The organism is Siminovitchia terrae, from assembly GCF_003605405.2.
In the GTDB taxonomy this organism is placed as follows: Bacteria; Bacillota; Bacilli; order Bacillales; family Bacillaceae_C; genus Siminovitchia; species Siminovitchia terrae.
Map to the genome: position 1 here is coordinate 90,473 of NZ_QYTW02000006.1, position 22,046 is coordinate 112,518.

Sequence of the window (22,046 nt, forward strand, 5' to 3'; positions counted from 1 at the left end):
CTATTTATATTGGACCGCCACCCCCTAAAGATAACAGAAGTATAAACATCATTATCAGCAATAAGGTTCTTTTCATATTACACACCCCCTTTTTCATCGAACCGATACCGCAGGCTACAAACGTTTGATTTCAGCTGCCAACCTCTTAGCTTCTTCCAATCTTTCAAGGCATTCAGAATGATATTGCTGACCATCAATTTTATGCCATGAACTTACCCCCTCGTTATTATTAAGGACGAGTTCCACGGTCAAACCATCTTTACTTTCTTTTCGAGCAACTAATCCTTCGACCTCACCAACATACATAATCGTACCGCTACTTTCTGACTCCAATTCCTCTCTTATTTCCTTGAAGTGTGTAATAATCTCTTTCTGATCTTCTGACAATGCAGACTTTGGAATAGCAACTAATGAATCATACACTTTTAATGTATTTGCTATTCTTAGGGCTTCGCTGAATGAGTCAACTTCCAATTCAACGATTTCTTCATTGGCATCCCATCCGGTGGTACAATACACTTGGAGTTTAAAACTTGTTATATTCATATTAATCGTCCTTTCTATTTCCCTACTGTTTAATAATAGGAACGAAGTACATTGGAATAGGTTCCCTTGCAAACAAAAAAACACACCGCAAAAGAGACGGTGTGTAAATGGTAAAATATCTTATTCAGATAAATAATGTTTAGTTGATAGTGAAGTGATTATCATGGTACGTATCCGCATTTCCCCATGAAAAATAGAGCAACTGCATCAGCTGCAATAGGACCTTCCCTGTGGTTAATTGGATTGCTAACACAACTAATCAAGGCTCTATCACAATTAGCACAACGTTTTGTCGAATGCTTTTTGTAACATTCGTCATGAATATAGCAGCAACCATCTACTTTATTTTTAATTGCTCCGCCACCACCCGCAGTACATGTTTTGCAATTACCACATTTTTTCCCACAATATTGATAGCCGCCTGGTAAACAAAAATCTCCAAAGGCTTGCGTACCGATAGTTTGACCTGCCGTTTCTAATTCTTTCAACAATCCATCATTATTATTTCTTTCCATAATACTAGACCAAGCAACAATTTGACTGTCCTCAACTTTTTCATAATTAGTAATTTCAAATGTCTTAGTATCCTGTTTAAATTCAAGTTGCTTAATAATTGATTGCTCTCCTTCTTGTTTAACAAGAAGTGCTTTTGCATAGTCTAAAATTCGTCCATCTTCAAAAGTTAGAACTCCATAAGTTAGGCTAACAAGACTATTAGAATCGTTCAACAGGTGAAGTTCAACTTTGGTTTTATTCTCGATTTCATAGTGAATGCCTTTGTGTTCAGTAAACACAAATTCTTTTTGAATGTAATTTTTTATTGCTACCTTGATCTCTTGGAACAACGACCTTGAATCAATAAAAGACATCCTATTTTCTAACACATCTTGTGACGTAATCCCCATACCAATAATTCCTAGTTCCATATCCATTTATAATCACTCCTTTTCTTTTGGGAAGTGTTATTCACTTCTTATTAGATAAAGTGAAGGATCTTCTTTTAAAGTAAATTTGCCAGTAAAAAGACTCCGCAATTAAACGGAATGATTTGATATAATTTCCTTGATAACAAAATCCTCAACAGCTTAATGATGTTGCAAATATAGCTCAATTCCTTACCCTGATAACGTATGGAATAATCGTGTTACTTAACTGGACGAATTGTAATAATCTCGAAGAGGTTTTTTGGAAAAATGTTCAGTAATACTGCAACAAATAGAAGAGTTAAACGTTATTTTAATGAAAGGGAGGTTTTTAGACTTGGATCTTTTAGTTGTGTATTTTCTTGGATTATTATTGGGAACTGTCGTTTTTGCTTTAACGTTTTACTTTTCCAAAGAAATGGATAACGGTAAGAGAAATGCCATACCATTAGTTATCGGTATATTAGTGATCTTAGGAGGATTATTAATTGGTGGCTTTGAGGGTATGCCCATTAGCTTGATGGGAGCAGGAATTTTTTCACTTTCTCTTTTGTTATTGATTGCGGGTAAAAGAATACTGGTAAGAAAAGCGATTGTTGTATTGGCCGTATTAATTCCATTGGGGGTATTCTCTTATACCGCTCTATCATCATTCAACAATACTGAATTCGTCGTAGCTGCAAAAGATGGAAATTTTTCTCCTGACATAAATAAATATTATGATCACTTACAAGAAAATACAGACGTAAAAGGGTTTAAGATATTCAATTCATATGAAGATGAAAAGGCGATTGTCCTTTCACTTGGTGGAGAGAAAAAAGGCAATAACATAGAATTAGTAGGGGTAGAAAAAAGAGGACAAAGAATAGACGTGACTGTTAGAACTTTTGAAAACAAATCGACAGAGAATAACCCAACAATCCTCATTTTCGCAAGCAAATTAAAAAATGACAATATATTGTCAGTTAAAGATACAGATGGCACGGTTTATAACAGTCTTGAATAACAAAAACACGCCACTTCAAAAAGCTTTATCCACCGAGTCGGCAAAAATTAAATAGAGGGGTGTCCTTTTACCGGACTACCCCTTATAAATTTAATATCTCTGAATATCAGCAGCTTTTTAGTAGTTGTTTAGATATATTGTTATTGAGATTAACATGGACGGTCGGTATAAAAACAAGCATTTTTCTTTTTCGGGTGTCATTTAAAAGTTTGATTTATTTCTGCGCTGCCTAATTTCAAACTAAACATTTTAGGGGTGTTTTCATGAAAATCTTTTATCATGTAGTATTACATGCTACTAACCTATTTTTCTTGTTTGTAGTTGGTGTTGTTACTGTTGGTGCGGCGGCCAATCCGTCAGCGGGTATTACCCCCACACAAAACAGTGTAACTGGCGCAATGATAATTTTCCTGCTGTTATTAACGTTCGCAAATTATCTTTTCCAAATTATTAAAGGTGGATGGAAAGCATTGCTGGTTGGACATGCGATTTATATTACTGTTTTTCTTTTAAGTTTCTTCCTTGTCTTTCCACTGATACTTGTAATAATTGAACATTAAAGGATATGGACATTTACCCAATCCAGCCACAAAGATGTATTCCAGCATCAATACGGATACCATTACGAATTGTATGATAACCAGGTCCACTTAAATTATTAGTACATTTTATGAAGTTTTTATGCGGCTGGCATCTGTCCTTACCTTTTTTACCACGGATTTCAATATCGTGAGTCCTACAGCAAGAATCAATTGCATTAATAGGTGTTCCGCCACCCGCAACTTCATAAATACCACATTTATGTCCGCAGTGTTCGTAGCGTTTTCCTTCAAAGTAGCAGCAAGACCCTTCCAGTAAGCAAGAAGCTGGATTATAAGCAGGTTGAATTAAGGAATTAGGCAGAGCGCCTGATACTTGTGAAACATCTACAAAATCTTGGTAAACATCATAAAGCTCTTCTTCAATATGTTCTACTAACAGTTTGTCTCCGGAGTATTCTTTGAAGACAACATCGTTCTCTTCTTTTGCCCAGATTTGGACAACCTCTCCAATATCTGTTCCTATTTCATAATGCTTTAATACTATTTGCGCTTTACTACCGAAATCCATGAGTTTGGTTGTTTCTGTCACAGGGATACCGCCAAACTCATCATTTGGTAGATGCACAATACTTACAATATCAGTCCTTTTTGGACTACCGAGCGATTCAATATTTAATTCATTTAGTACCTTTGTGAAAGTTGGTGAGTTGAAAAGGTTTTGATGTTTTTCTAAGTTTTCTTTTGATACAAAGAGTGCAACGTGTTTCATGATACTTCACCTCAAATTATATTTTTAACCTTCTTAAAAAATCTGTCCTTTGGAAATGGATTGTCTTAGTTATAAATGAGTCCTGTACCTGTTACTCGGACACCATCTGTTGATTTTTCAAATCTTAACCTATGCGGAGCGACTTTAGGTAAATAATCAAATGTTACAGTTTTGGAACCATTTCTTGGAAATGATGCTGTAGCTACTGTAATAAACCCATAATTGCTTTTAGTATCAATCTGCAATTGAACGACAAAGTCATCAGCTCGTCCACCTGCATTGTTAGCCTTCGAATTCAGCCCCAGTGTAATTTTCTTATTCTTATTAAAGTTTCTAACCATCCCGTTTAGCGTATGCGTGAAATCGTGTTCAAGAAAATAATTTGGCATAACTCATTCTCTCCTTTGTTTGTTTTTTTCAATAAAATAAAGAGATGTAAAAAGACCAAATGACAATTGAATCATTTTTTTAAAATGTCATTTCTTTTATCCCTCCTTTCTATATAAAGAGATAGAAGGCATCGAGAAAACAACCACCGAAGCGAATTTATTTGGATGAAATAAAAAAGACGTTCTGCAAAGGTACAGAACGTCTTTTACTTACTTATAGTATTTAATTTATATAGAGGTAGCAGCAAGTTCATCATCACTTGCTTTCAGTTGGATCATGGCTTCTGCAACGTCTCTAACACTCAAATCTAATGTGGTTTTTAGTGTGTTTTTGAGGGGGCTTCAAATATTTCATAAGTTACTGCTCTCTTCCTTTAAGACAATCCTCTTACAAGAAAAACACCCCTCAATGAGAAGTGTTTGATTTGTAGATATATTCATCATTATGGAGAATCGAAATTACTTCATATTGATCTTGTTCTTTCATGTATTCAACCGATACTTTATAAATCTTGTTATTGGATTCGATTAAGATCAATCCATTTTCATATTTTACATAAAAAGCATCTTCGTTTCCTGTTACCTCTCTAACCTTTTTGGTTGCAGCTTTTTCATCAGGCAATAGCCATTCATCAACATTTTTCTCCGTTGCTTCATATATTTTTGATTCATCCTTATATATAGCAACGATATACATCCCCTTGTCACTTACTTCAAAGGTGTAATTCCTTCCTTTGACAATTACATTGTAATAGTTGCCGTTCCCCTCTGAAATGGTAACAAAAGACGAATCTAATTCATTAATGGCTTTACTGCCTATCATTCTCTGCGTTTCATCTCCTTTGAAACTCACCAAAGTATATGATGTATAGGCGAAGATACCTGCCACCAAAAAGAGGATAAAAAGCAACAATCTTTCGCCCTTAAACCCTTTAATCACCGCTACTACAAAGAAAAGAGAAAAAACAACAGCTAAAAAAAATGAAAAAAGACCAACCATCGTTCCGATTAACGCAAGAAACCCTTCGTTATAAATAGAATACCTCAAACTTCTCCACTCCCATTCCTTTGTCATTGAAATCACCTGATTCTAATGATAGGAACGTCTAATAGAGAATTAAGTTCCTTTCCTTTCCAAACAAATAAACACGCCACCGAAGTGACGTGTCTGTATTGTAACTTTAATTTTATATAGATGCAGCAGCAAGTTCATCATCACTTGCTTTCAACTGAATCATGGCTTCTGCAACGTCTCTAACACTCAAGTCTAACGCACGGAAAATCTTATCATACGTTTCAGTCGAAAGATTATCAAAGCCGCCTTCCGCGCGGGAAACCGTTTTTAAACCGACATCTGCTTTATTGGCAAGCTCCTGTTGAGAATAGCCGCATTGTAGCCGACGAGCAAAAATGATTTTTGCATATACAGGTGACAGACCTTCTAGGGATTCCTTTAAATCAGGATGGCCTTCTTTCAATAAAGAAGTAGTCATGCTTAAAAGATTTTTAGCCTTTTTCATTATTCCTCAATCCCTTCTAAATAGAGTTCAGGATTTTCTTTTACTCTTTCATACATTTGATAGGTTAAATCCCTCATACGATCCGTTTCATCAATGTTCGGATCAAGTGTTTTTATGAAGCACTTTACAAAAACGTAATTGGACTGATCTTTGTACTCAAAAGGGAAAAACAAGAATCGTAAATGTTCGTTTCCGCTCATGGCATATCGTAACTCATAAATTGGGATGACCCTAAGCGGCTTGACTAAATGATAACGCCTTGTCCTTTGCTCCCCATTGAAAGTGATTGTAATTTCTGTCCTTCTTTTTATAAGTGTGTCTAATGGCTGAACGCTTAATAGGTTGAATGCACTGTTGAGAAACATCAGATGCAGCTTTGCCTCATCAGATTCTTTTGATTTCTGATAAAGATGATTCAAAAAATCCCCAACAACGTCCTCCCCATTTTCATCATTGATCATTATTAGGTTATGTTCTTTAATATTCATTGTATGCGTATTGTATCATATAAGACTCAACTTTTCTAACAAAATGTGTCTTATATGACTTACTCTTCCCTCCCTTTTATATTTCAAACGCTGAAAACGCACCTTCGTCCTCGAAATCTGCAATATTTACAACCTTATCGGAAAAAGCATCGACCGATTTGCGGGGATTGCCGATAACAAGCGACAGCACATTGAATTTCTTTTCTTTCTTAGATTTGTTGAACCTATCCAGAAATTCATCACTTACCCTCGCTTCGCCATCGGTGACAAATACCACATCAGCCTTTTCAAAACGACTTTTGTTGATAGTCGATAATGCCTGATTCAAAGGTTTTTCAAAGTTTGTCCCACCACCTAAAAAATTGGTAGCGAGCGAAACCATATCATCAATTGAAATTTTTCCTTTTGGATATTCCTCTATATAGACTCTTGTTGAGAATCGGATTAAACAGAAGTCGCGCTTCTGTCTTTTAGCAATCGACATTAAAGCAAGAGCAAATCCTTTTGATTGCATATCCAGACCTTCCATGCTTCCTGACTGGTCCAAACAAAGAACAATTGGACCCTTGCCTAACACCTCATTCCCTTTTTGTTCGTATTGGAGAGTTTCACCTTCCACGAATCGGCGCATAAAATCCTTTTTAGTTTTCGGATTCATATACATGCCAAGTTCTACAGGCAGCAGTCGTTCCACGCTGTTTCCTAACGTTACACCGCTACGATCTATGGATTCGGTATGCTTGGACTTTTGCTTCTTCCGAGCGATCATCTTCATTCGCCCTGCCCATTCCGCAACCCGTTTGACCCTTAAATCGTTCGACAATGCTTCGGCAAGCCTAATTTGATCGCGCAATGGAACCTTTTTGAGTTCGGCATTTTGATTCCCTGCACTAGTACCGCCTAACAACGACTTTACATCGTTCTTGATGTCATTGGTCTGTTGCATTGCCTTCGCCATAGCCTGATTGAAAGAATATCCGTTGTTGTTGAAAGCGTCTTGAAGATGCTGATTCAATTCAGATATGGCTTGGTTGATATTTTCATCCTGTTTGCCATTCTGGTTATTCTGTTGCATCTTTTGAATTTCCTCCATCAACTTCTGCATTTCCTCGTTTTGCCGCTTTTGTTCCTCAATCCATTCGTAAGTTTCCTCACCAAATTTAACCGTTCCAACTGCCGCTGTCAGATCGTCTAATTTTGTATGAACCCGATGATCCTCGAAATTTTCATCATTCATTATCCGTTCCATGATGGTTTTGTTCTGTTGCAACTTATCTGGAACTTCTTCTTTTAAAACAGGATTCATTTTATACAGGCCCGCCCAAATGTCTCCAAGCAATTGTTCAAATCCTGGCATATCAGCTTTCTCATTTAATTGTCGCAATCCTTTCGACATGTCATATAAGGAATTGAAACGTCTTTTGTCAAAGGAATCCGTATTAAGAACGGATTCATCTTTATATCGACTGAATTTAGCTTTTTCCAACTCACTCACTCCTTATTTTCAATAATATCAATCGCCGTCGTCAATTCTTTTATTTTCTCAATCAAAACATCTTTTTCGGATTGCAATAAACTAATCTTTATTTTTGATTCCACTATTTCCGTCAATTCTTCAAAATTTGGAATTTGTGGTTTTTTGTTTTCCGAAACATCTAACAGGACATCTAGTAATCTATACATCTTTTGAATATCTTTTTTAGTTAAACGAATACCTTTATAATAGTAAGTTTTATCAACATCGAATATATTTTCTATATTAAGATGTTGTTCGTGAAGCTGTTTATATAAATTAATTTTTTGAGTATCTACTTTTTTTTAAAGAAGCTATTTCTAAGCTAGAAACCTTTTGATTTATTAGTAGCATTAATAGATAGTTAATATCTATTTCTAGCACATCAGACATCCTAAATAAAAGAAGTTCAGCAGGAGTTCTTACATTCCTTTCAATGTCAGAAATATAATGTTCCCTGACATTCAAAACTTTGGCTAATAGCCTTATTGTCATGTCCTTTTTAATACGTGCTTCCCTTAAAGTTTCACCTAATGTTCTCATGTGATAATGGCTCCTTTTTTAACAACAAAAGGCATTTGGATTTCACCAAACACCTTTTGCATCATATCTCTATCGTATTAAGTTATATTAAGAGGAAAAAACCTCTCTAACTTAATTTACAATCAGTTAATCGGATCAAGTACACTACTTGCAATTTCCCTATGGATAACTGTAACCCGGTCAATGGCTTCCTGAATCTGCACATTACGGGTTGGATTCTTCGCTTTCAGGTTTTCAAGTTCGCTTAACAGGACTTTGACTTTCTTCACAGCTTCCAGACTAGCTTCGGTGGAAGGTGCTTGATTTAAGTTCGTCAAAATTTCTTTGGCCTCCTGATCTGCGTTTTCGATAGCTCGCAGCACAGTATCTTGTGCAAGCGTACGGACGATATTAGAAGTCAATTCTTTCTGATCCGGTGATTCCCAAAGGGAGTTTTCAAGGAATACAATATCATCGGTGATGACGTGCTGGCGTTGTGCAATTAACGCTTTCGCCTTTAAAACCGATAATGATTGCTTGAAACGTCTGTCGGAAGGACGGATGCCTTCATCTTTCAGATGGTATCGGACTTCCGCCAATTTCACATAGACTTCATCCGGTACACTCACCATTTCTGTGAAGAATTGCAGATTAACCAATTCCTCCATTGTAAGAGATGGCAACGGTTGATTTTGCCCGTTACCTTTCATCATGGAAATGAAGTTGTTGTCGTCCCCGATATAGTCTACTTCAAAGCGAAGCAGGAACCGGTCAAACAACGCTTCAAGTCCTTCGCCTTCCTCCGGGTATTCATTACTAGAGCCGACAACGGACATAAGTGGAACTGTAATCGGATGACCATTGTTGTAGAAGACTCGCTCGTTAATCAGCGTTAGCAAGCTGTTTAGAATGGCACTGTTTGACTTGAAAATCTCATCAAGGAAAGCAATGTGCGCTTCTGGCATCTTATTCGCCGTGTTACGCTTATAAACGCCGTTCTCCAAGTCTTTCAGGCTTAATGCTCCGAATAATTCCTCGGGTGTACTGAAACGAGTGAGCAACCACTGGAAATAGCCCATACCCTGAACGATTTTTGCCAAATCTGCCGCCAATGCCGATTTTGCAGTACCGGGCGACCCGATCATCAGCATGTGTTGTTTTGAAAGAAGTGCAATCAAAATGGCTTCAATTTCCTTCTCCCGTTCGAAATATTTCGCATTAAGCGCATTTTTTATATCTATCAATTTTGAGAAGTTGTTTGTCATTTTCATAAATCTCCCTTATAAATGTATTTTTAAAAAGACAAAAAGGAAGTGCTTCATGAACACTCCCTTTTTTAATCAAATCCCTTTTTCTCTTTTTAATTCAGCCAACTCTTGCAATGCCGCGGACTGTTTCTGTTGATACTCAAAAAGTTCTTCTTGCATCGTTGCAAGTTTTTCAACAGCAAAAGTGATTTTCGTCAATGCAACCAATTCAGATGTTTGTTTTAGTTCCATTGATTTTTCCAATAGATCCAGTTCACGTTCTTTCAGGTCATTTGCTCTCTTAACTTCCTCCACCATAGAATCAAGTTTTGAAACGAATTTTGGAAAATCCGCTTCATAAAATTTTCTTCCCAACTTTGTCTGATAGAATTCTGGTCCATTTGACATGTTGATCCTTCCTTTACTTTTTTATTTTTAGCTTACTAACCCCTGCTGTAAAAGGCTTTTAAAGGCTTTTTGCTTACGCATCCTTGGCTTCAACACCGACATTTCTTCCTCGTTATAGCCAACGATAGTTGTATGCTTTCCTACAAGGATTGGGGACTTTAATACAGTTGGATGCTGCCTGAACAGTTCGATCAAACCGCTAATCGTAAGACCCTCGAAATCAAATCCTTGTGTTTCCAACTCTCGGTACGCCTTCGAACGGGTTGCCAAAATCTCTTCCACACCTTTGGTCGTATACCGCAGAATCTCATGCAATTGCTCCTTTGTAAGTGGCTTCCCTGGGAGGTATTGCTCCTTATAGGCAATCCCATTAGATTTCAAATAGTTTTGCACCCTTCTTACATATGGAGTGATCTCCAAGTAATAGAGTCTCGTTTTCATTCGAATCAACTCCTTCATCAAATTTTTAATTGAAAACTCATTCCATGTTTTCGATCAGTTTCGTCACTTCCGATTTAATTAGGAGAATTCTTTCCTCAAATTGATCGGCTTCGTTTTGAACGATGTTTTTATAGTTACGATAGTCTTTAATGACTGCATTCGCTTGATTCACTAAGTCTTTTACTTGTGATTTCCGCAAGTGCTCACTGGAACGACATTCTGATAGAATGTTTTCCAAGTGCTCGCTTAACTTCTTATTGACCATCTGTTGATTGTCATAAGTGTTAACGATTGGCACTTTGAATCCTTCGCTGTTTTCAAGGGAAGACGTGAATTTCACCAATTTGTTCAGTCCTTCGGTATGGGAATCTGGAATGAAATAATGCCGATAGGTAAGGTTTTGAGGTTATCTCCACCTTTTCCCCCGGCCCACACCGTACGTGAAAGTTTCCCTTCATACGGCGCTCCATCTTTCTCGGCTTTATCTGATAGGTTCTAAGTTACACTTTTCACGATATGTGTTGATCCGTCTTAACTGCTTTTTATCTGGATTGATTAATCTTCGGTATTTATCAATGGTTTGAGTGTTTTTAGCATGGATTAGCTTGTGTACAAATTTGTTTAGGATTCTTAGGTTCCCGAATGTATCGGTTCCGCCTAAACTAATAGGTACATAATGGTGACAATGGACAAGTTCGGCAGGCAGAAACTCACCTGTAATCTCGCATTTACCATTTTTCATGCTGTATCGACTGATTCTATTGTCGAAATATTCCACGCTTCTGTTTGGGATATTGGACTCCATAAGTTTCCTGATTTCTGCCATGAGTTCATCTTTCAGTTTTCGGTAGATTAGTTTTCTACCCTCTGAATCGTAGGGAATTAGCTTTGGGTTGAAGTTTGCAGCCCAAAAGTTTTTTATATCCCCTATTGGATACAGATGGACACCACTTATTTCAAAGGTATTATAGGTTTTCTTATAGTACCTTTCATAAGTTGGGGAAGGATTCTTTGGTTTTCCAAACTTTCCTCTATTTCTCAAACGTTTTCGAAGGGTGTGGGCTAATCGGTGTGCGATTTCATTGAAATCTATACTTACATGAGTGGCAATTCTGCTGTAGCTATGAATGCCAAGCACCCAACTATTGAAGAGTTGTGCGTTTTTTGCAGTAGGGGAATTTTTCAATTTCTTGATTCTTTCCCTTCCTTCCGCGACGTACTTCTCCTTCTTTTTCTTGCTGATGTGGGAGTTCGCCACTCTCTTATTACCTTTGACTACCGCTTTTATTGAGAATCCGAGAAATTCCGATTCCCTTTTTCGTAAGTTGACCACCTGTGATTTTTCTGGTGATATATCGAGTTTCAACCGGTCTTTGAGATAGAGTTTAACAGCGTGATACCACTTTTGAGCGGATTTCCAGTCCTTGCATAGAATCTTGAAGTCATCTGCATATCGGACTATGAAGCCTTCTTTGAGTCTCCCTTTTCTTAGGAAACGGAACATAGCACTCTTTGAGCAGTAACTTGTTCTTGAAGGAAAGGATTCCCATTGACTTGCGACCCATTGGTCCAAATCATTTAGGACGACATTTGACAATAGAGGGGAAAGTATCCCGCCTTGTGGCGTTCCTTTGGTTGGTACGCCTTCTTTGTCAATTTCCGCTTTTAGCATCTTGCTGATAATGCGTAACACTTTTCTATCCCTTATTCCCATGTTCCATAACTGTTTGATTAGTAGTGTGTGATTGACATTATCAAAGAAACCTTTGATGTCGATATCTACTACATAATGCAGTTTGTTATGGGTGATTAAGTGGTTGACCCTTGCTACCGCATGGTGTGTAGATCGCAGCGGTCGGAATCCATAGGAGTGATTGTAGAATCTTGCCTCGCATATCGGTTCAAGAACCTGTTTGAAGGCTTGTTGTATGATTCTGTCACTCATGCTCGGAATTCCTAAAGGGCGTTTGTCACCATTTGGTTTGGGGATGAAAACTCGTCTTACTTTCATAGGTTGGTAGTTTGAAAGGCGTTTTCGGATGAAATCTACCATTTCTTCTTCTGTGAAGCCTTTGAAGTCATCAATGGTTCTACCGTCTACACCTGCCGTTTTTGACCCTTTGTTCGTTTTGATTGTCCGGTAAGCAAGAAGGATGTTTTCTCTTGATGTGATGACGTCATATAGACGGTCAAAAGATTCTCCATTTTTGCTTCCCTTGTACAATCTGTCGAACGTATCAGACATACCGTAGTAATCCCAATATCGTAATTGTGCTTGCATAATGGATCACTCCTTTCTCGGAATGATTTCCCATTTTCTTACTCGATCCTTGCAATAAACTTTTTAGAATATCAGTAAAGTTTCAAAAGACTTGGGGCTATTCCTCCACCGCCATTACAGCAGCTTCAACAGTTCATGCCCCTACTCTCACAAAGATAAATGCACTTCGGCTAATGATGCCTTATAGCAACCATCTAAGGGTGACAGCCCTTATCGCATGATGTTCTTTGCTTTCCTCGTTCCTCTAACTCTATCTGTACATATATCCGTAGGTGGTTTCTTTGAGCCTGTAAGTCTTTTCAGCACCATTGTTTGCTGGACGAACTTCATAGGAATCATCTTACTCTTCGTCGACTTACCTCGCACAAGACGAGTAATGCCTTTCGACACTATAACGGTATAGACCCTTTCATTCGAAACTTTGTCAGACCAACGTTGGTCATTCTCACCATAGATATTTTGTAGACACCCGGTCTATCTGTTACATCCTTTACCGCTAAAGGAATTTCGTATGACGATGTTGCTGTCATTTACGGTAACCTTCAACCGACTTTAACTGGCTTCGCACCTTCATCTTTCTGTCATGATGAACGCACGCAGTAATCTTAGTGTGGTCGCTTCGGAAAACATGGTTTCCTCATTTCAACCATCGAGTTAGAAGTTAGACTGTCAGATGAGACAGCCCCTGCATTTCCTACTTTTAGTAGTTATTGCAGAACAAGTCGCACAATCCCCCCATTTGGACGTACTGGCGTTGGAGCAAGAGATTGCAAGATCTTGCTGACCATGACACGTAATTGTTGAGCCGAATAATAGTCTTTATATACTTGGAACTTTTTTTCAGCTTCCTCGGACAATTCCCTTGCCATGTCATTTGACGTGACGAATGTCAGTGAATCATCTTTCTTATTCAGCGTGATGACGCCCGCTTGACTATCATAGTCCAACCGTTTTCCTGATTGGTCTACTGTTTCGACAACGATGTTGCGCTGTATTTGGTCCTTATCGGAAAACACTTCGCGGATAAGGTAATTTTCAAATACATTGGCTGTCGCCGTAGACTTTTTTGTTTCAATCTCTTTAGTTGCCCTCCTAAACGCATCACTTGAACGTATAGGGTTCGGCATCCAACTTTCTTCTAGGCCCGATTGTGTAAGGGTTGTTAGCAAATCATCCCGTTTGACGAGCTGCTTGCCAACAGAAAACCACATCAGGTGACCAAGAATTTCTTCCTCTCCAACATTTTGAACCGCAGTCACATTACCTAAATCAAGTGCCATATCAAACCATCCTCTCCATAATTAATTTTTAAAAAGAAAAAACGTATCCAAATAGCAATGGGCCATTGAAACACGTTTAATACCAAACCTATTTACCTTTGCATTAGTCAGCTTACATTTTCAGAAGCTCTTCAAAGTCGAGTTCTTCCGGTAGTGGCTGTTCTAAGCGAATGGATTTTAAAATTTCAAACTTGATAAGTTTCTTCAAATGAATAGAAACATCCATATCATCATATTCCGCATCACAAACTTCACAGTAATTTTGAGGATAATTGATAATTTGGATTACCTGTTCTTTGCCACAAACAATTTCGGTGTGTTGTTTCGGTTTTTTACGGGTAACGGTTGTTTGTCCATTGCAATAGGAGCAAGTAATAGTGGGAACGCTTCCCTGCATGTCGTTGACGGATTGCTTTACCATTTCGTCAATCGAGAGAGCATACAGGCTTGCTTTTAGCTTTGCGATTGTCTTTTCCCGTTCATCCAGTTGCACGACCAAGTATTTTTCTGTCATTGAAACCTTCTCCTTTTGTTTTTTCTTCCCATCATTCCACGTCTTCGGGATTGCAGAAGCATATCCGCTTGTTGAATCGATCGTTCCATTTCCATGCATGTGACTTCGGATTGTATGCTGTAACAGCCACCCAAAGATCATCGCTTACCATATCGAAAACGACATGAAGGGGGCGAAAATTTCGACCGACATAGCCAAGCAGCACTATGGATTTTGACTTTGTTGTCTTATTTCGTTCGATCACCCAACCGTAAGAAATGATTTCTTTCACATCGACTTCCGAAACAGAACGTTCCAGACTTCTTTTTTGAAAGTGCTTGTCGAAAACGACTTTCGCCTTTCCTTTTTCGATTTTTTCCAGAAACCGATCCAATTCCTTCTGACCGAGAGGACAGAACCGTTGTTGCAATTCTTCCCATCGCTCACGTTTTCGTTTACATTCATGCTGATTGTTGCATTCAATCGTCATTTTGTTCGCCGTATATGCAACACAGAAGGAAGACCCCTCTGTATAAACTGCATACAGAGGGCCTATCCTCCTTTCATGAATTTTGAAAACACAAAAAAGCCGATGAATCCCGAAGGAAACAATCGACTTTTTATATATTGACGCGCCGAAACGCGAAAATATCAAAACTTATTTAGTTTGCAAAAATGCAATTCCCACTCACTAAGAGTCCGCCTTCCATTTCTTTTTTGGAAGAATACAAAGGCGAAAAAATTTGTGTCGAATCTCCTTTGAGAAAGAAACAAAGGTGTGACGACTTCTACAAAACGAGTAGCTCAATGATAATTATATACATACAGTGTAACAAATACACTGAATGAATACAAGGGAAATTGAATCGCTTATATTTCAAAAATGCAGTTAACTGTGAATATCTTTACTAGAATAAATAAACGCTTGAAATATTTGAGAGAACATAAATATAATAAAACTCACTAACAAAGCAAACGTTACCGATACTTTAAATGCAGCAAAATCGTTAGCTTTAGATGCAAAAATAGAGATACTTAAATGAGTGATTAAATAGAGATATGATAAACTTAATGATGTTTTTATCCTTTCAATAATAAACTTATCTAAAACTACTTCTTTATTAAACATGCTTTTCTTTTTGATATTAACTACGACTTCTTTGGTTAAAAAGCCAAAACTTACTACAACTGCTACTGAAAATATAACCCCATTAAAAATATTCCCACTAACAAAAAAGTTATATGCGACAAAGGTGAAAATCGATATAAACAATAAATTAACCAAAAACTTCAGGAATTTTGGAACTCTTATTAAACTCACTAAGAATCGCTCCCTTCTATAATATAAAAAACTTCTTTTATCCTGAATTACGAAAGTAAAATCTAGTTACTAAATGCAAAAAGGGCTCCAGCCTTTGGTATAATTGAGTTTGCGAGAACTACAATCCCAAAGAAAGGAGCACCTTTAAGGTGAAGTTTATCACAAATCTATCAAATATAAAAGTTAACTTTAACTTGGAAAACGCAACCAATATAGCGGGATTGCTGCCCTTCCTTCAGTTCCTGAAACAAATGGAAATCGAAAACACTTTTCGGTGTTTTGACCCAATCAAAAAAAGCAATTCGCAATTCCCATTTCGTAAGATTATTATCTATCTGATCATTGGATGGGTCGCGTCCTGTACACGTCTCTTCCACTTTCGTTCCATGCAGAAGGATGCCATGATCCAACAGTTTATGGGTGGCAAGTGCCCGCATCATACTTTACTGGGCAAAGACTTAAGGTCTCTCGCGAAATTCAATGTACAGCTTGATGTCAAAGAGCTGATGCACGATATCATTGAACCTGCCCTGCCATCATCCTTGATTTTGGATTTTGACTCAACCATCGAAACCGTTTATGGAAATCAGGAACTGGCTAAAAAAGGGCCAAACTCTCATAAACCGGGCCGTAAAAGCTACCATCCCTTGCTTGTATATGAAGGGAAGACCCGATTATGCCTGAATGCAGCTCTGCGGCCCGGAAACCGACATACTGCCGACAATGCCATTGAGCTGGCAAAAGAGACGTTGAATCTGCTCTCTGAGTCCCAATCCGTCTCTTATGGGCGGTTTGACAAAGGCTTTGCCGGAGAGGACTTTTATAGCTTTTGGGAAGGAAAGCAGATTGACTACGTTGGAAAACTGAAATGGACGAGCCGTTTAGCCAAAGCCGTTTATACAGATCCCGGTCCATGGATTCGATTTGTCGATGAAGACATCGTCATTGAAGGAAAGACGATTGAATATCAAGCAACTTCCTGGAATAAGCCAAGGCGTGTTTCCGTGATCCGAAAAGCTGATCGTTTTGAAATGGATCAAGTACAATTTGTAGACTTTATCTGGGAACATGAAGCAATGGTCCATACGATGGATTGGACTCCGATTGATATATGGCGGTTTTACAACCAAAGAGCCTGCATGGAAAATTACATTAAGGAAGCCAAGTACGGGTTCTCTATCAACCGAATCCCTACCGGCTCATTCAAAGCCAATGAACTGGATTTATTGATCAAATTATTTGCGTACAATCTGTTTGAGCTTTTTAAGATGGATCATTGCCCAACTCCGATGAAAAGCTACACGATCCAAAGATTTCGTAGGGAAATCGTTCAGGCAGCAGGTGTATTCACCTTTCACGCCAGACAAACCATGTTAAAGATTCAGGAAGCCTACCTTCATAAACGGGCTTTTTTGAACATGATCCAAAGCGTGAAAAAACTAGAGTGACCATTTGAAGCTCCGATGTCCTCACTCTTGGCAGCGATAGGAGTAGTAGGTGCGGTTTTTTTCAACATCGGTCTTAGAGGCATATTAAATTAAAAAAATTATTAATGAGCCCATAACAACCCCAATAGACCCTTGTGATAATACCTCGTTATAGATGGAAAAATATCCCGCTCACGCAGACGGTTCTTGTTGCCATCTTTAATGTAGTCATGGCTTGCGTCAATCATAAAGATGCCATCGCGCTCGTCTGCTCCTTCCTTGTCAATAACAATAATGCAAGCAGGAATACCCGTTCCATAAAACAAGTTGGCGGGCAGACCTATGATTCCTTTAATGTATCCCTTGTCCACTATAGACTGCCGGATTGTCGCCTCGGCGTTGCCACGAAACAGGACGCCGTGGGGTAAGATTACGGCAGCCTTTCCATTACGTTTCAGCGACTTTAATATATGAAGCAACCACGCGAAGTCGCCATTTTTCTCCGGAGGCCTGTCGCCATATCCGTCAAAGCGACCGTACTCTTTGAGTCCGTCTGTCCAGTTCTTTGTGGAGAACGGAGGATTAGCGACCACAAAGTCAAAACGGCGAAGCGTAGTTTTCTCGTCATCATCCTCAAAAAACTGCGGGTCGGAAAAAGTGCTGTAGTTGCCGGCAATCTCTCCAGAGGCTTTGTTATGCAACACAAGGTTCATTTTAGCGAGACCCGCAGTAGCGATGTCCTTCTCTTGGCCGTAGATGGCCACTTCAAAAGGCGCTTCATCAGCCGCTCTGATAAGCAATGAGCCTGATCCGCATGCCGGGTCGTATACGGATGTGTCTCTTTTTGTCGCCCGGTCAATGCCAATAACCTTCGCGAGAATCCGTGAAACCTCAGCGGGCGTGTAGAATTGTCCTTTGCTCTTTCCGCTCTCAGTCGCAAAGTTGCGCATCAGATATTCATAAGCATCTCCGATGATGTCGTCGCCGTTGGCACGATTACTGGAAAAATTCAGTTCTGGTCTGCGGAATATGGAAATCAGCCCGCTGAGTTTGTCCACCATTTCTTGGCCTTTGCCCAGCTTGGTCTCATCGTTAAAATGAGCGTTGTCGATAACTCCGCGCAATCCGTTTGCTTCAGCGAGTTTGGCAATGACTTTATCCATTTCCTCGCCGATGTTCTTATTACCTATAAGGGCAACCATGTCATCGAAACTGCCGCCTTCAGGAACCTCAATGTCCGCATAAGCCACACCCTTAAACCTGTCGGAAACGTACTTTACGAACAGGATCGTCAGAATATAGTCTTTGTATTGAGAAGCGTCCATGCCGCCCCGTAATTTATCACAACTCGCCCATAGAGAGCTGTAAAGTTCGCTCTTTTTCACTGCCATGTTATTTGTCTCCTAATCTGCTGAACCGCCGTAAATTCTGTTAAGGGCAGATTTATTTTGCCCCCGACGACAATGAGGGGGCTAAGGTCATCCCCTGAATTATCCATGAAGCAACCCTTGCCTATGCTTCTACATTTTACAACTTGGGCTTGGTGGCACCGAAAGTTGAGTAAGTACGTAAATTCGACAGCCTTAAATTAAATTCCTGCAATTTATCCACTAAAAAACGAACCCGCGCTTGGAAGAAGCGCAACGAATGATTCGATAAACTTCGTTATAGTACCAAGGTTGGAGAATTCCTAACAATAGTAATAACAAGCCGATTCCACCAGGCAATCATTTTGAGCCTACAATGTGAGGCCTGCCAAACAGCACTTGTTTATCCGAATCGAACAGCCCGCGATAAACCACTTGTCCCCGAGTGGAGGAAGCGTCCACTACTTTGCCGTCTCCCGCATAAATGCCGACATGAGTAATATCCATGAATCTGCCATTACGCTCGTAGCTCCAAAACACAAGGTCACCTGGAACCAAGTCGGCCGCGCTTACTGTCAGACCATTCTCCACGCAAAATCTGGCCTGCTCCGCAGCGGTTCGCGGCAAGCTGATACCCAGTTGACGATAAACCCATTGGACGAGATAGCTGCAATCCGTAAAGTGGTCCTGACCGGCCTTTGGTTGGCTGTACGGATCGCCTAGACGAGTCAGCGCCAACTTGACGGCTTCACTGCCCAGTTCCCCTTCGGGCAATTGCTGTTGAACCAAATCAAGCTGCTCCGGCGTCAAGCCAATATCCGCATCTTTTCCAAGTATCGCAAACATAAGCGGGCGGAACTCCTCGGACAGCATTTCCTTCATTAATTCTATCTGTTCATTTGTAAAGCGGTATATATCTGCCTGTTGCTCCGCAGTATGGCTAGTGACGGTAATATGCAAAATGCGCTCATATCGGGTAATCGTCTCTTCGCTGGTGCTCCCGTCCTCATGTTCTACCGTAACCGTTTCCTTATGTTCTACCGTTTCAACACGAGATTCCAGCGAATTCATATCCCAAAACACCGATCGGATGATACCGATTCTTGTTGCATCAAGCGTGGCCACATCCATTCCGTTTTCCGCATCCGTGACGGTCTTCACGGCAAAGACGGCGATAATGTCCATCCAGTTATCAATTCGAGTGTTGTCCGCGCTGCCGGGATAATGAAATTCCACCCGGTCTACATTTCCAGCGGATCGCTGTAATTCTGCCAGCCGGGCGGCAAATTCATCGTCTATTTCCTGAACGATTCGGGTAAGCGGCTTTACATCGGCATCCGTATTTTCAACTGACACAAAGATACCGAAAGGAGAGGAAATAACCGCCGCGCTCACCATGACAATGCACAAAACTACAATTACCGAACCGCTGATCCCCAAAAGCGCCGTCAATCCATTGACAAGCAAGGCGGTGGCTCTTACAACCATTTTAATGATAAGGCGATTCAATCTCGCGATGGCTCGCGCGGTTTGAATGGATCGGTGGGCAGACATCGCCATCTGCGCAGCCCGCTGTGCTTCATTGACGGCATTCATTTTCCCTTCAGTTTGGGCATCCGAATGATTGTTAACGTGCTCTAGCCGATGCCCATTTTTTATAAATGGCGATAATGTCTTAAAATTTCGTACTTTCCGTTTGATCGTATAACCTGATTGTTTTGATATAGCAGAGGGGACTCGGGTTAACGGTTTCACGCGTCCATTTGCTGAACGAGATACCGCGCCGGAGAATGTTTCCTTCTTCCCGGCCGGTTTTGGATGTCCGATATCCCGTTTTTGCATCCGTTCAGGAAAGCTGCCTGTTCGAGAACAATGCAGAAGCCGGGCATTGACCCGGCTCCGTATAAAACGTTGTTTTCCTGAATGCGAGCCAGAAGACAAGACGTATTTTCCATTAACCGGCTTACGGAGACGTATGCTACGGGCAAGTCGCGGTGTACGCGCAATCGAAGACTCCGCATTAACATCAATCGGGCTCTGACTTGTGACAGAATCACCATCTGGCAACGGCCGCCTTTTTAGAATGTGCCGGATCAATCTCTTGTTGATACGCAGACTCATCCCCATTTGGGCACGAATCGTTTTTTTCGTAGCCGCTGCGGAATGGCGCTGCGCATATTCAACTGGAGACGAGGAAGTCGTCTTGTCATTCTCAACTTGCCGCTTGGCACGATCGCTTGAACGCCTTACACGATGCAACACGTTTGGGAATCTGTCCAGACGTTTGATGTCTTTAACAACACTCCTCGTTTTAATTTCCTTCATCGTCCCATTCCACTCCCGTCGTTGGCAGCCATTCAGCGAATTTGTTCGGCCAGCCGATTGATCGTTCTCTCGTGACTTCGGCAATATTCGGGATAACGAAGACGAATCGCTTCAAAAAAGTAGGGGGCATAGCTGCAATCGAATAATTCGTGGGGAGTGGAGTAACGTTCGCCGCCTGCTTCGGTCCAGCCGTTCCATAAATTAAAGGCGAGCCGACACACTCGAATGGAACTGCCGGTTTGCCAAGGGGCCGAAAGACCTTCGGGCTTAATGCCGCTATTGGAAAAATCATACAAATCGCGGATATAACTTCTGGTTTCCCGGGAAATGCCCAATGTATAGAAAAGTGCCCGATGGTACCCGTCGTTGCATTTCCTTTCATCCAGCATCTGAACATAAAATCTCTCGTGTTCCTCATCTCGAAATCGAATCGAATGCATCGCTACAAACCCCTTTCATGGAAAATGAGCGGCTGGTTGCAACCAGCCGCTGACTGAACATGGTCCTCTATATAACAGTTCATTTTGGCAGGAAAATCGGACCCTCCGACGAAACAATTACATGTTTTTGAGCAAGTATTCCATTTGTTTCAAGCCTCTTTGGATAGATTTACGAACCGCCCGCTCATCGACATGCTCGGCTCTGGCAATAGCGACTTTGCTCATGCCCAAGAAATAATGGGCATAGATCCGTCTGGCGGATTTCACCGGCAATTGGCACATAGCTTCATAAAGTTGCTGCCGTGAAAGTTTGCGCTCGTAATACTCCTCCGGTGAAATCGAAAGAAATAAAACATGCTGCTCAATCCCGTCATTGCGATCAAGCGAAAAATAGGCCCGATGGCGATACGTTCGCAGCCTGTAGGCGCTTTCTTCCAAGTCGAAGCGGCGGATTTCATGGGCAACTTCTTCATCTACATCGACCCATACATCCGTCTTAAAAAAAGGATACATATTCCGCAAATTCATCTTTTTCATTCAAGTCCCTCCATTTTGGTTTGTTGGCAAACCAAAACAGAGGGGGGAGAACGACAGCCAACGTTCCATTTCAAACGTTTGTTTATTTTTCGTGAAAAACAAAAAAGACCTTGCCGCAGAGCATTCCAACACTCCATTGCGACTAAGTCTGAAAATGATATCCATCGTTGATGTGTTAGAAACCGTACTAGTAGGACAGACACATAAAGAGACCGCTGCCTGACATTGCAGGCATCTGAGAGCACATAATATCAGCTCCAT

At 40.2% G+C, this 22,046-nt stretch carries 26 protein-coding genes; 3 read left to right on the forward strand and 23 right to left on the reverse strand.

The window, feature by feature from the left end:
- Window positions 1-114: 114 nt before the first annotated feature.
- The gene (locus D5F11_RS08495) at window positions 115-546 is read right to left on the reverse strand and encodes a hypothetical protein (protein WP_120117264.1); all 432 of its coding nucleotides are present in this window, start codon (window positions 544-546) and stop codon (window positions 115-117) included.
- 161 nt (window positions 547-707) lie between these two features.
- Window positions 708-1,478, reverse strand: a complete 771-nt coding sequence (locus D5F11_RS08500; RefSeq protein ID WP_120117263.1) for a phospholipase A2 family protein — start codon at window positions 1,476-1,478, stop codon at window positions 708-710.
- 253 nt (window positions 1,479-1,731) lie between these two features.
- Between D5F11_RS08500 and D5F11_RS08505 the strand changes: the two genes are divergently transcribed.
- Window positions 1,732-2,475, forward strand: a complete 744-nt coding sequence (locus tag D5F11_RS08505) for a hypothetical protein (protein WP_126646531.1) — start codon at window positions 1,732-1,734, stop codon at window positions 2,473-2,475.
- A 263-nt stretch (window positions 2,476-2,738) separates the two neighbouring features.
- Window positions 2,739-3,035: a hypothetical protein gene (locus D5F11_RS08510; protein ID WP_120117261.1), complete on the forward strand. Its 297-nt coding sequence runs from the start codon at window positions 2,739-2,741 to the stop codon at window positions 3,033-3,035.
- A 13-nt stretch (window positions 3,036-3,048) separates the two neighbouring features.
- Here D5F11_RS08510 and D5F11_RS08515 read toward each other — a convergent pair whose 3' ends face one another.
- From D5F11_RS08515 to D5F11_RS08595, 17 genes are all read right to left on the reverse strand, one after another.
- Complete coding sequence (locus D5F11_RS08515; RefSeq protein ID WP_120117260.1) at window positions 3,049-3,786, reverse strand: phospholipase A2 family protein; 738 nt, start codon at window positions 3,784-3,786, stop codon at window positions 3,049-3,051.
- A 65-nt stretch (window positions 3,787-3,851) separates the two neighbouring features.
- On the reverse strand, window positions 3,852-4,175 hold the full coding sequence (locus D5F11_RS08520; protein ID WP_120117259.1) for a hypothetical protein: 324 nt from the start codon (window positions 4,173-4,175) through the stop codon (window positions 3,852-3,854).
- A 406-nt stretch (window positions 4,176-4,581) separates the two neighbouring features.
- Entirely contained in the window at window positions 4,582-5,250 is a 669-nt protein-coding gene (locus D5F11_RS08525) for a hypothetical protein (RefSeq protein WP_120117258.1), read from the reverse strand.
- A gap of 112 nt (window positions 5,251-5,362) precedes the next feature.
- Entirely contained in the window at window positions 5,363-5,695 is a 333-nt protein-coding gene (locus tag D5F11_RS08530) for a helix-turn-helix transcriptional regulator (protein WP_120117257.1), read from the reverse strand.
- On the reverse strand, window positions 5,695-6,183 hold the full coding sequence (locus D5F11_RS08535) for a hypothetical protein (RefSeq protein ID WP_126646532.1): 489 nt from the start codon (window positions 6,181-6,183) through the stop codon (window positions 5,695-5,697). The genes D5F11_RS08530 and D5F11_RS08535 overlap by 1 nt, the downstream gene beginning before the upstream one ends.
- A gap of 76 nt (window positions 6,184-6,259) precedes the next feature.
- Window positions 6,260-7,669 carry a vWA domain-containing protein gene (locus tag D5F11_RS08540; RefSeq protein WP_411815360.1) on the reverse strand — a complete coding sequence of 470 codons (1,410 nt, stop codon included), beginning with the start codon at window positions 7,667-7,669 and terminating at the stop codon, window positions 6,260-6,262.
- A gap of 5 nt (window positions 7,670-7,674) precedes the next feature.
- Window positions 7,675-7,866 carry a hypothetical protein gene (locus D5F11_RS08545; protein ID WP_126646533.1) on the reverse strand — a complete coding sequence of 64 codons (192 nt, stop codon included), beginning with the start codon at window positions 7,864-7,866 and terminating at the stop codon, window positions 7,675-7,677.
- 109 nt (window positions 7,867-7,975) lie between these two features.
- The gene (locus D5F11_RS08550) at window positions 7,976-8,239 is read right to left on the reverse strand and encodes a helix-turn-helix domain-containing protein (RefSeq protein WP_126646534.1); all 264 of its coding nucleotides are present in this window, start codon (window positions 8,237-8,239) and stop codon (window positions 7,976-7,978) included.
- 122 nt (window positions 8,240-8,361) lie between these two features.
- Window positions 8,362-9,483, reverse strand: a complete 1,122-nt coding sequence (locus D5F11_RS08555) for an AAA family ATPase (RefSeq protein WP_120117253.1) — start codon at window positions 9,481-9,483, stop codon at window positions 8,362-8,364.
- Between the two features lie 75 nt (window positions 9,484-9,558).
- Window positions 9,559-9,873 carry a hypothetical protein gene (locus D5F11_RS08560; protein WP_120117252.1) on the reverse strand — a complete coding sequence of 105 codons (315 nt, stop codon included), beginning with the start codon at window positions 9,871-9,873 and terminating at the stop codon, window positions 9,559-9,561.
- A 27-nt stretch (window positions 9,874-9,900) separates the two neighbouring features.
- Window positions 9,901-10,314 carry a Spx/MgsR family RNA polymerase-binding regulatory protein gene (locus D5F11_RS08565; RefSeq protein WP_185830589.1) on the reverse strand — a complete coding sequence of 138 codons (414 nt, stop codon included), beginning with the start codon at window positions 10,312-10,314 and terminating at the stop codon, window positions 9,901-9,903.
- 37 nt (window positions 10,315-10,351) lie between these two features.
- Entirely contained in the window at window positions 10,352-10,690 is a 339-nt protein-coding gene (locus D5F11_RS08570; protein ID WP_459208645.1) for a DUF6744 family protein, read from the reverse strand.
- 105 nt (window positions 10,691-10,795) lie between these two features.
- On the reverse strand, window positions 10,796-12,595 hold the full coding sequence (gene ltrA, locus D5F11_RS08575) for a group II intron reverse transcriptase/maturase (RefSeq protein WP_120117249.1): 1,800 nt from the start codon (window positions 12,593-12,595) through the stop codon (window positions 10,796-10,798).
- A gap of 707 nt (window positions 12,596-13,302) precedes the next feature.
- Entirely contained in the window at window positions 13,303-13,875 is a 573-nt protein-coding gene (locus D5F11_RS08580; RefSeq protein ID WP_120117248.1) for a DUF6744 family protein, read from the reverse strand.
- A gap of 112 nt (window positions 13,876-13,987) precedes the next feature.
- Window positions 13,988-14,389, reverse strand: a complete 402-nt coding sequence (locus tag D5F11_RS08585) for a hypothetical protein (protein ID WP_120117247.1) — start codon at window positions 14,387-14,389, stop codon at window positions 13,988-13,990.
- 31 nt (window positions 14,390-14,420) lie between these two features.
- The gene (locus D5F11_RS08590; RefSeq protein ID WP_120117246.1) at window positions 14,421-14,858 is read right to left on the reverse strand and encodes a DUF4258 domain-containing protein; all 438 of its coding nucleotides are present in this window, start codon (window positions 14,856-14,858) and stop codon (window positions 14,421-14,423) included.
- Between the two features lie 399 nt (window positions 14,859-15,257).
- The gene (locus D5F11_RS08595; RefSeq protein WP_120117245.1) at window positions 15,258-15,689 is read right to left on the reverse strand and encodes a hypothetical protein; all 432 of its coding nucleotides are present in this window, start codon (window positions 15,687-15,689) and stop codon (window positions 15,258-15,260) included.
- 149 nt (window positions 15,690-15,838) lie between these two features.
- Between D5F11_RS08595 and D5F11_RS08600 the strand changes: the two genes are divergently transcribed.
- Window positions 15,839-17,137 carry an IS1380 family transposase gene (locus D5F11_RS08600; protein ID WP_120117244.1) on the forward strand — a complete coding sequence of 433 codons (1,299 nt, stop codon included), beginning with the start codon at window positions 15,839-15,841 and terminating at the stop codon, window positions 17,135-17,137.
- Window positions 17,138-17,238: 101 nt separating this feature from the next.
- Here the strand turns inward: D5F11_RS08600 and D5F11_RS08610 are convergent, their stop codons facing one another.
- From D5F11_RS08610 to D5F11_RS08625, 4 genes are all read right to left on the reverse strand, one after another.
- Complete coding sequence (locus tag D5F11_RS08610) at window positions 17,239-18,507, reverse strand: type I restriction-modification system subunit M (RefSeq protein ID WP_245998152.1); 1,269 nt, start codon at window positions 18,505-18,507, stop codon at window positions 17,239-17,241.
- 336 nt (window positions 18,508-18,843) lie between these two features.
- Entirely contained in the window at window positions 18,844-20,892 is a 2,049-nt protein-coding gene (locus D5F11_RS27175) for a C40 family peptidase (RefSeq protein WP_221768447.1), read from the reverse strand.
- Entirely contained in the window at window positions 20,841-21,248 is a 408-nt protein-coding gene (locus D5F11_RS08620; RefSeq protein WP_081105551.1) for a DUF6075 family protein, read from the reverse strand. The genes D5F11_RS27175 and D5F11_RS08620 overlap by 52 nt, the downstream gene beginning before the upstream one ends.
- Before the next feature lie 117 nt (window positions 21,249-21,365).
- Window positions 21,366-21,785 carry a sigma factor-like helix-turn-helix DNA-binding protein gene (locus D5F11_RS08625; RefSeq protein WP_120117243.1) on the reverse strand — a complete coding sequence of 140 codons (420 nt, stop codon included), beginning with the start codon at window positions 21,783-21,785 and terminating at the stop codon, window positions 21,366-21,368.
- Between the last annotated feature and the right edge of the window lie 261 nt (window positions 21,786-22,046).